Raw genomic sequence first — 8,867 nt, forward strand, 5'->3', positions numbered from 1 at the left:
AAATTTAGAGGCCAAACAGCTTAAGTATATCAACTTAATTAAACCACTTCTGACGCAAACAATAAATGCTTTTATGCGCTATGGGTAAGCCACTCTCTGTGCAGTGGAGACCCTACTGAGGACGTTCTTAATCGCTGAAACCATTGCCATTATTACATCTTTTTTTCTTCTTCCTTCCTGCTTCCTGCTTCCTTCTTCCTTCTTCCGACGGACATCGGACTGACATCCGTTACATCCGTTACATCCGCTACAAAATCCGTTGCCGAACTTCCTTCGCCCCTGATTACTCGTTCATATTCTTGTACGTAGCAACAGCCGAAGGCGAACTCCGGTTTAAATAACGGAATATCCAATACTTAAATACCGTATCCAAGATCACTGGAAACGTCGCAATGAACAAAAATATGAACTGCCTATTTTCTGGCAGTCCCAAATGCCTCGATAAACCTTCGAGAATTACTTCCCAACCATGAGGCGAGTGAAATCCGACAAACACATCTGTAAACAAAATAATTACGAAAGCTTTCGCACTGTCGCTGAGGCCGTAAATCACATCGTCCATGAAAGACTTTAAAATCTCAATCTCTTTCTTGTTAGTGACGATAATCGCGGCAAAGGCAATGCAGGAAATCAAATCGGCAAAAATATTTTTAATAGCTCCACCACTTTCAGATCGGTATTCCTCCGCTAGTTCAACTGCTTTCTCGGCAATCTTCTTTTCCGTTTCCTCTAAAGAAAGCGACGGAGCAATGCCGATTAACCTTTCAAATTTGAGGTGTTGCTCAAATCTCTCCAGCTCTTGGAATGCTTCTTCTTCCAGGTTAACATTTATGAAAATTGGAGCATTTTCTTTGCCTCTAAAATGGTCAACTACCGGGCCGACTAAAAAGTTTTTGGCAATTTGATTCGTCAACAGCGGAACTAAAATCAAAAGCAAAATAAATCTGAGAGAAATAATGGTTTTTACTTTGGAATTGCGAAAATTCTTGACTACTTCTTTTTCAGCTCCCGGATCTAAATCTTTAGTGATTCGATTCAAAGTTCCCAAAAGCGATCGCGGTAATAAATTCACTTCTTCATAGTTAGTGTCAACCTCACCATCGTGAATTTGAACAGAATTAGCTGAACCTTTATTTTTTTTGTCAGGTGGAGAGCTGCTATTTGTAGATTTTGCCTGCACATTTACTGAAGTGACAACCGGAACAATTGCCGTCGATCTACTATTATTAATATACTTGTCGATGACTCCATCAATAAACTCTAGCTTCTCAAATATAAGGGAGGCTCTATCTTTATTGTTGAGATGTAATCCGTGCTGGTGATGATCCGCGCTGTGCCCCGTTTTTGGTTGGGCCCCCACTCGCTCCGGCAGTTCCAAAAAAGAACGGCTAGCATTAAACTCAACCATTCGGGTTTGGATGACCTTGAGGTATTTTTGCAGTTCGGATTTAAAGTAAGACAGGGTGCTTTGTCCGTATTCTCCCGATCGCTCAGAGATTCCTTGACCCCCAAAATGCTCGTCTTCGATCGCCTTAATTGCTAACGCAGCATCGTAGGCCTCTTCTAGAGCCCTCTCAGGCGTTTCTCGATACCATTGGTGAAGGCTGTAGAGATATTTTACAATCCTGTTCCACGGAGAAGTATTCATAGCTAAAGCTGGTTAGTTGGCTGTAGACATTAGTGATTAAAGTATTCACGGTATGGTAACAAATTTACATAAATTGGGAACGGCCACCGAGGATTCAATTTGGATTGTCGGATCTGCCCGCAGTGGCAAAACCACTCGTTTAGTCGAGCAGTTCTGCATTTGGAGCAAAACTGTCAAGCCGTTGCCCACAACTGTTTCAGGGCGATCTAGTTCCGGGCGGCGGCGGGCTGGACAAACTGCCCCAGCAATTTTAGTCTTAGCAGCTAACGGAGACAACCGGCTAGAATTGGCCGATCGCATCGCCGTCGCTACCGAAGGAAAATATACCTTTCACTCCACAACACCCTTCGGTTTTTTTGAGCAGGAGGTATTGCTATTTTGGCCACTGCTAGTTCAGTCGCTGGATTTGAGGGCTCAATTTCCCCTGCGGCTGCAACCTGAAACAGAACTGGAACTTGCCGCGAGACTCTGGCGTCGCGAACTAGACGAAGGGATTTTGCAAAAAACAGGGGTCAGTCCAAACCGAATGGTGCGTCGAACACTAGACTTATTACAACTTGCTGCTGTCAGCGGTACGCCGAGAGAAGAGATTCCCAGCATTCTGGAACAGGGATTTGCTGGTGACAGCGGCTCGAACAACCTGTGGACTAGCATGGGAGATTTGCTGGAAAGGTGGCGGGAGTGGTGCTTGACGCGGGGGCTCCTGACTTACGGGATTGTTTGCGAACTCTACTGGCGCTATTTGTTGCCGGATGCCACCTACCAGCAGCATTTGGCCTCTAGATATCAAGCTGCGATCGCAGACGATGTTGACGATTATCCCGCGATCAGTGGCCATTTGTTCGATCGAATGCTCGACTTCGGTGCGGCGGGGGCGTTCTCCTACAACCCAGATGGAGGAGTGCGTTTGGGCTTGGGGGCTGATACGGAATACCTAGCCAGACTCGAAAGCCACTGTCAAAGCGTGGTAAATTTGGACGCAAAAGCCGGTTTAGCCCCAGAGATTGGAGATTTAGCGGTAAGTTTAGCAGTTAATACTGAGGGCTTTTATCCTTTAGGCTTGAGTTTGCCCGGTAAAGTTCGATCGCTCCAAACCACTTCCCGGGCTCAACTGCTGCGAGAAACCGCCGAAATCATCGTGGATGCGGTGAAGTCACAAGCCGTGGAACCCCAGGAAATCGCCGTAATTGCCCCTGGGATGGATGCGATCGCCCGTTACAGTTTAACGGAAATTCTGGCGCGACATAATATCGCCGCCGTATCTCTCAACGATCAGCGTCCCCTCTCGGCTACCCCAGAGATTCGAGCTTTACTGACTTTGTTAGCCTTAGTTTATCCCGGACTCGGCCGTTTAGTCGATCGAGACGGCGCAGCCGAAATGCTGGTAGTGTTGGGCAGCCAGAAACACAGTTCATTGGAAACAGAAGATTCCAACTCGACGTTCAATCTAAAATCTCAAATTCACAATCAAAAATCGATCGACCAAGTGAGAGCCGGTTTAATCGCCGATCACTGTTTTTGCCCAGATATCGATCGACCTCAATTGCTGCCCATTACAGCCTTTCCCCGGTGGGACAGAGTGGGACACCGAGCAGCCAGGGCCTACGATCGCATTGTGGAGTGGATCGAACAACAGCGATCGCAACAGCAGGAGCGGCTGTTGCCGAGTCCAATTGCCCTACTCGATCGAGCAATCCAGAAATTTCTCATGAACGACAGATACCTGCCCTACGATCGGCTAGCAGCCCTGCGCGAGTTAATGGAAACCGCCACCCACTACTGGGAAATCAACGGGCGAATGCAGCGCGTAGAACCCACAAACGGCGGCGACTCAGAAACGATCGCCCGGTTCATCCAGTTGTTGCGCCAAGGAACCGTCACCGCCAACCCCTTTCCAGTGCGTCCCGAAGGCCCAGCAGCCAGGGCCGTCACCCTCGCCAACATTTTCCAGTACCGCAGCAGCCGCCGCGCCCACAAATGGCACTTTTGGCTGGATGCCGGCTCGCCCCTGTGGCTGAGTGGTGGTGCGGCGACATTGTTTGGTGCTCCCTTATTTTTGCGATCGCAACTGGGGCGCCCCTGGGAAACCGAAGAGGAAACGGCGGCAGACCAACAGCGGCTGCGGCGAATTCTGCTAGATTTGTTAAGTCGCTGTTCCCTGCTTTACCTTTGCCACAGCGAACTATCCGTCAGTGGACAAGAACAAACCGGGCCGCTTCTGCCCCTAATTAACAGCTCTGTTTCTTGTCAGCAGTCAGCATAAGACAGTCGGCTTCTGCTGGCAAGGGGCACATCTGTATTCAGCCTTCGACATTCGGAAAGAAAAAATTCTGACGGCGAAGATTTTTATTTATTCGGCTTCTGGATAAATACACTGGGCTGACTCCCAGCCGGAATTCTAGGTTATATATCGAAGTGGCGCGATATTAAAGTATACCCAACCTAGGCATCAAAACGTGCAATCATTAATATTTTGATATCAAAAGATGCCCCGCTTAAAAAATATCTATAGCCGTTGCAGTTTTGATTTAGTATGTTAGAAATGATGGGGTTATTAATCAATTTTAAGCCAGATTTGTGGCAACAAACTGATACTAATCAGTTCTTAAAGTTAATCGGGATCGTCGTCGTTTAAAGGAGCCAAAATAATGCCAAGTGCAGTGCCAGCAGTAATTATACCACCAACACCAACACCAGAACCACCTCCAACACCAGAACCACCTCCAACACCAGAACCACCTCCGACGCCGCCAACACCTCCAACCCCAGCACCACCTCCAACACCTCCAACACCTCCCTCCGGGGACGACACAATTGGCGACATAGACGACACAGGGGGCGGAGGCCAAGGTACCTCGCCCGGAATCATCGGCGGCGTAGTCCGCGGCACAGAAACCAACGACTCCTTAGTTGGCAGTCCCGGGCCCGACGTGATTTCCGGGCTGCAAGGCAACGACAACCTCCAAGGAGCCGACGGTGACGATTTAGTATTCGGGGGCGATGATGACGACGTGCTGTTCGGCGCGCCAGGGAACGACGTTCTCGACGGCGGTTCAGGACTCGATACCGTGTACGGAGGCAAAGGCAACGACTGCCTCGACGGGGCAAATAACCCTGACCTGCTGTACGGCAATGACGCCAACGACACGGTAATCGGAGGCGAAGGCAGAGACACGGGTTATGGGGGAAAAGGCAGCGACAGCTTGCGTGGGGGTTCTGGCGACGATAGCTTTTTGGGCGATCGAGGCGACGACATCCTGTGGGGCGACCAAGGCAACGACTCGCTCTTCGGTGGCGACGGCGAAGACTTGCTATTTGGCAACGAAGGAGGCGACTGGCTATACGGAAACGCCGGCGGGGACACATTTTTTTCCGGCGACGGCGACGACATCGTATTCGGCGGCGACGGTGATGACATCGTGGACGGCGGTGCTGGCAACGACGTTCTTTGGGGCGAAGCAGGCAAAGACATAATCGCAGGAGGCGAAGGCAGAGATGTCTTCGTTATCGGCGCCTTCAGTTCCCCCAGCGGCAGCAGCGACGGCACTAACCCGGCATTTCTCACCACAGGCGGCCCCGATATCGCCGATGCCGACATTTTCACAGACTTTCGCCAAGGCGAAGATTTAATCGGGTTAACCGGCGACCTCAAGTTTGAAGATTTGGTAATCTTCCAAAGCACTGAGACGAAAGCCGGCAGTACGATTATTCGCAACGGCGTCAGCGGCGACTTTTTAGCAGTATTGCCTGGAGTAGACAGCAGAACCCTAGGGCGAAGCTCATTTGTAATTGCCCCCACAGTTCCCGGCAGCGCAACTCCCCTTCCCCTACCGACACCGACAGGAAGTCCGACACCGACAGGAAGTCCGACACCGACAGGAAGTCCGACACCGACAGGAAGTCCGACACCGACAGGAAGTCCGACACCGCCCACACCGACAGAGCCGGTGCCGACGTTCCCGACGCCGACAACAGGAAGTCCGACGCCGACAGGAAGTCCGACGCCGACAGGAAGTCCGCCGCCGACGTTCCCGACGCCCATCTTTAACCAACCTCCAAGAGCAGTTAACGATAACTTCACCACGGTTGCGGGTAAAGAACTCAGTTTCAACGTTCTGTTGAACGACACTGACCAGGAACAAAGCGCTCTGACTGTCACGACTTTTACTCCAGCAAGCAAAGGGAGCGTGAGTCCCGTGGGCGGTGGCGTATTCAAATACACCCCGAATCCGGGCTTTTTGGGTACTGACAGCTTCAGCTACTCGATCGCAGACGGCAGCGGCGGCACAAGTAAGGCGGTAGTAACCATCAACGTCAGTAGCCCGCCGCAGCTAATAATTAACGACGGTGTGGTGGTTGCCAAAAGTAATCCTATCCAGACAATCACTGCCGCCGATTTGTTAGTCACAGATCCCGACAACAGCCCCTTGGAAATCGTTTACACGATTACTAAAGCTCCCGATGCTACCAGAGGTTTTGTCCAAAGGGGTAGCACCTTTCTCAACGTGGGCGGCAAATTCACCCAAGACGATATCAATAACAACATCGTCAAATACAACTTGCTGGCAGCAGGTGGCAGCGACACTTTCACGTTTACAGCCTCCGACGGATCTGCAACTATCGGGCCGACATCCTTCAGCATCACGGTGGTAGATAATATTGTCGATCGCAGCGCACTCCCGGCCAGCAGCTTTACAGGCAGCAACCTCAGCGACTTCATCCTCGGCGGGGCCGGCGACGATACCCTCTCTGGGGGCGACGGCAGCGACATCATCGATGGCAGTGTCGGCAACGACGTCGTATTCGGTGAAGCAGGCAACGACTCGGTGGTGGGTGCGATCGGCAATGACACCGTTGACGGCGGACTGGGCAACGACACCGTTGACGGCCAAGACGGCATAGACTCGCTGATCGGCGGGCTGGGCAACGACCTGATGTTCGGCGGCAATGACAATGACAACCTCTTGGGCGGTGACAACAACGACACCATTGACGGCGGAACAGGCAATGACTCGATGTTGGGAGAATCCGGCGAGGACTCGATACTTGGTGGCGCCGGGATTGACACCTTACTTGGTGGCATTGGCGACGACTCCCTTGAGGGCGGTGCAGGCGACGACATCCTCGACGGTGGACTGGGCAGAAACTTGGTCGATGGCGGTATCAATAACGATTCCATCTTGGGCGGCGACAACGATGAAACGATGTTGGGTGGACAAGGCAACGACACGGGACTCGGAGGTTCGGGCAATGACTACGTGTTGGGCGAGGCCGGCAGCGACTCCCTCGACGGCCAAGCGGGCGACGACACTCTCGACGGCGGTGCCGGCAGCGACTGTCTCAGCGGCGCCTTCGGCAATGACTTGGTATTGGGCGGCGATGACAACGACTCGCTTTCCGGCGGTGCAGCCAATGACATTTTGGGTGGCGGTGTCGGTTCTGACTTGCTCACCGGCGATGCTGGCAATGATTTCTTCTACTACGAAACTCCCAGCGAAGGCGTGGACGTGATTGCTGACTTTAACGCTAACGGCAGCGAGACCGACAGATTCTTGTTCAGATCGTCAAATTTCGCGGGTTTAACCAACTCAGGAACTACTCTCGATTTCACCAGTTTTATCGTCAGGAATATCGGGTCTAGCGGCGACGACATCAGCAAGCAATCAGTCATTTTGTTTGAATCTAAATTTGATAACGCTCAAGCAGTAAATGCAGTGTTGAAGAATCAAAAGGGTTCGAGCAAAACAGGAGCTTTCTTCGTGTACCTGAACAATACTTTTAACAAGTACGTTCTCGGCTTCGACCCGAATGTGGCAGATGACAGTCTCCCAGCTTTCGATTTGGGAGTGTTGAATTCTATTCCTACAGTGCCGGGAGCCCTCAGCACCGTCATTACTGCATCTGACTTTAAGTTTATTTAGTAGTTAGTTTTTGAGTAGCGTCGCAAGGAGTCGGAACAATGCCAAGTGCAGTACCAGTAGCTTTTCCCCCACCGTCGCCGTCCCCGGCACCGTCGCCGTCCCCGGCACCGTCGCCGATGACGGGGACTTCAACAGGGATGACGGGGACTTCAACAGGGATGACGGGGACTTCGACAACGATGACGGGGACTTCGACAGGGATGACGGGGACTTCGACAGGGATGACGGGGACGGGCCCGGACATTTCGATCACCCCGGTGCCGCGGCCACCTCTGACAGTTCCAACCCCTCCCCCACAGCCACTTTTTGTCGATGGCTTAGTTGTCGCAAATGACGGCAGTAACTATTTAATCGGCAGCTTGTTCAATGACACGATTTCCGGGCGCGGCGGCGACGACACGCTTCTGAGTCGGGACGGAGACGATATAGTCAGGGGCGAAGACGGTAACGATTCTCTCAACGGCGGCGCTGGTAAAGATATTGTTGAGGGCGGGCGCGGCAATGACACGGCGCGGGGCGGCAAAGGCGATGACTTGGTTTCTGGCGACCAAGGCGATGACCTAGCTTTTGGCGACCAGGGGAACGATGTTGTCTTGGGTGCTGAAGGCAACGACTCGCTGTACGGCGGTAAAGGCAATGACTGTCTGCGCGGTGGTGGCGAGGACGACCTGATTTTTGGCGACAAGGGCAGTGACACCCTTTTTGGTGACACTGGTAACGACTGCCTGATCGGCGCTCGGGGCAATGATATTTTGTTGGGCCAGGAGGGCGGGGATGTCATCACCGGCGGTGTTGGTAACGATACTGGTGACGGCGGCGAGGGTGATGACCTGATCTTCGGGGGCGACGAGAATGATTCTTTGTCTGGAGATGCTGGGGATGATGTTCTTTCGGGCGATCGCGGATCGGATACTCTGACAGGAGGCGACGGATCGGATATCTTTGTTCTCGGTAGGGTGGGCACGTCGCCGGGTAGCAACGGGTTTCTCACTACTGGCGGCAGCGAAATCGGCGATGCTGATGTAATTAGAGATTTTAAGGCGGGAGATTCGATCGGTCTGGCTGGAGGTCTGAACTTTACAGAGTTAGAAATTTTCCAGGGCCAAGGCTCGAATTCTAGCAACACGATTATTAGGGACAGGCGAACTGGGGAATTTTTGGCGGTGTTGATTGATGTTCGATCGAACTCGCTAGATGAATCTCGGTTCACTACAGGTCAAATACCCCGCGTAAACGACAATCCCTTCACCATTGAGGGGACAACTCCTTCTAGCGGCGGGACAACTCCTGCGGGCGGC

At 52.1% G+C, this 8,867-nt stretch carries 5 protein-coding genes; 3 read left to right on the top strand and 2 right to left on the bottom strand.

The genetic code is table 11. The annotated features are described in order from the left end of the window. Positions 1–283 precede the first annotated feature (283 nt). Entirely contained in the window at positions 284–1,648 is a 1,365-nt protein-coding gene (locus QT990_RS07730; RefSeq protein WP_333465098.1) for a proton extrusion protein PcxA, read from the bottom strand. Positions 1,649–1,700: 52 nt separating this feature from the next. Between QT990_RS07730 and QT990_RS07735 the strand changes: the two genes are divergently transcribed. Together QT990_RS07735 and QT990_RS07740 are read left to right on the top strand one after the other, a co-directional pair. Beyond that, the gene (locus QT990_RS07735) at positions 1,701–3,911 is read left to right on the top strand and encodes a recombinase family protein (protein ID WP_333465099.1); all 2,211 of its coding nucleotides are present in this window, start codon (positions 1,701–1,703) and stop codon (positions 3,909–3,911) included. Between the two features lie 385 nt (positions 3,912–4,296). Then, positions 4,297–7,569 (top strand): Ig-like domain-containing protein, encoded by a 3,273-nt coding sequence (locus QT990_RS07740; protein WP_333465100.1) that lies wholly within the window; start codon positions 4,297–4,299, stop codon positions 7,567–7,569. On the opposite strand, the gene QT990_RS07745 is transcribed toward QT990_RS07740, so the two are convergent. Next, a complete protein-coding gene (locus QT990_RS07745; protein WP_333465101.1) occupies positions 7,562–7,813 on the bottom strand; it encodes a hypothetical protein in 252 nt (83 codons plus the stop codon). The genes QT990_RS07740 and QT990_RS07745 overlap by 8 nt on opposite strands. A gap of 13 nt (positions 7,814–7,826) precedes the next feature. On the opposite strand from QT990_RS07745, the gene QT990_RS07750 reads away from it, so the two are divergent. Then, on the top strand, positions 7,827–8,867 hold a 1,041-nt coding region (locus QT990_RS07750; protein WP_333143464.1), incomplete at its 3' end, for a calcium-binding protein.

Origin of the sequence: Microcoleus sp. T3_B1 (assembly GCF_036700445.1) — a bacterium.
Classification (GTDB): domain Bacteria; phylum Cyanobacteriota; class Cyanobacteriia; order Cyanobacteriales; family Microcoleaceae; genus Microcoleus.

Excerpts from the sequence above, each read along its gene's own strand:
- QT990_RS07730 (WP_333465098.1), bottom strand. The coding sequence starts at position 1,648 with ATGAATACTTCTCCGTGGAACAGGATTGTAAAATATCTCTACAGCCTT.
- QT990_RS07735 (WP_333465099.1), top strand. The coding sequence starts at position 1,701 with ATGGTAACAAATTTACATAAATTGGGAACGGCCACCGAGGATTCAATT.
- QT990_RS07740 (WP_333465100.1), top strand. The coding sequence starts at position 4,297 with ATGCCAAGTGCAGTGCCAGCAGTAATTATACCACCAACACCAACACCA.
- QT990_RS07745 (WP_333465101.1), bottom strand. The coding sequence starts at position 7,813 with ATGTCCGGGCCCGTCCCCGTCATCCCTGTCGAAGTCCCCGTCATCCCT.